The sequence below is a fragment of the Variovorax sp. KBW07 genome, from assembly GCF_003852515.1.
Classification (GTDB): domain Bacteria; phylum Pseudomonadota; class Gammaproteobacteria; order Burkholderiales; family Burkholderiaceae_C; genus Variovorax.
This window is the reverse complement of sequence record NZ_QAJK01000025.1, coordinates 942-2,396: the sequence shown is the minus strand read 5'-3', so window position 1 is coordinate 2,396 and position 1,455 is coordinate 942. Positions and strand designations below refer to the sequence as shown.

Annotated in this window: 1 protein-coding gene; it reads left to right on the top strand. The window is 67.0% G+C overall.

The features are described from left to right. Positions 1-1,455, top strand: a 1,455-nt coding sequence (locus DBV14_RS05400; RefSeq protein ID WP_260396822.1) for an efflux RND transporter permease subunit, incomplete at both ends; no start/stop codon positions are given.

Here is a 1,455-nt window from a genome sequence, read left to right as displayed (position 1 = left end):
GCGGTGGTGGTGTCGGGCGTGATCGCGCTCACGCTGTCGCCGGTGATGGCCTCGTTCCTGCTGCCGCAGGATGCGAGCGCCGGCCGCATGGCCCGCCATGCCGAAGCCTTCTTCCACAAGCTGGCCTCGGCCTACGGCCGGCTGCTCGACGTGTCCTTGCACCACCGCTGGGTGACGGGGCTGCTGGCGGCGGCGGTGCTGGTCAGCCTGCCCTTTTTGTACAACGCGGCGCAGCGCGAGCTGGCACCCGGCGAAGACCAGGCCATGGTGCTGACCGTCATCAAGTCGCCGCAGCACGCCAACATCGACTATGTCGAGAAGTTCGGCAAGAAGTGGGACGAGGTGCTGGCCGCGCTGCCCGAGAACACCGGCCGCTGGCTCATCAACGGCTCGGACGGCGTGTCGAACAGCATCGGCGGCGTGCAGCTCTCGGACTGGAAGGACCGCAAGCGCAGTGCCGACCAGGTCCAGGGCGACGTGCAGGGCGGCATGAACGACGTCGAGGGCAGCAGCGTGTTCGCGTTCCAGCTGCCCTCGCTACCGGGCTCGACCGGCGGGCTGCCGGTGCAGATGGTGATCCGCAGCGCGGGCGACCACCGCACGGTGTTCGAGGCCATGGAAGCGCTGAAGAAGGCGGCGCGCGAGAGCGGCAAGTTCGCCGTGGTCGACAGCGACCTGGAGTTCAACAACCCGGTGACCGAAGTGCGCGTGGACCGCGCCAAGGCCAACAGCATGGGCGTGACCATGAAGTCCATCGGCGACACGCTGGCCGTGCTGGTGGGCGAGAACTACGTCAACCGCTTCGGCATGGACGGCCGCTCGTACGACGTGATTCCGCAGTCGCCGCGCGACCAGCGCCTGTCGGCCGAAGCCCTGTCGCGCTACTTCGTGAAGAGCGCGAGCGGCCAGCCAGTGCCGCTGGCCAACCTCGTCTCGCTGTCGACCAGCGTCGGGCCCAACAAGCTCACGCAGTTCAACCAGCTCAATGCCTCGACCTTCCAGGCGATCCCGATGCCGGGCGTGACCATGGGCGACGCGGTGGCCTTCCTGAGCGAAGAGGCGAAGAAGCTGCCGGCCGGCTTCAGCTACGACTGGCAGTCGGACGCACGGCAGTTCACGCAGGAAGGCTCGGCGCTGGTGATGGCCTTCGTGTTTGCCATCGTGGTGATCTACCTGGTGCTGGCGGCGCAGTACGAAAGCCTGCGCGACCCGCTGATCATTTTGATCAGCGTGCCGATGTCGATCTGCGGCGCGCTGGTGCCCCTGGCCATGGGCTTTGCCACCATCAACATCTACACGCAGATCGGGCTGGTGACGCTGATCGGGCTCATCAGCAAGCACGGCATTTTGATGGTGGAGTTTGCCAACGAGATCCAGGAGCGCGACAACCTGGCCCGCCGCCCCGCCATCGAGCAGGCCGCGCGCATCCGGCTGCGCCCGATCCTGATGACCACC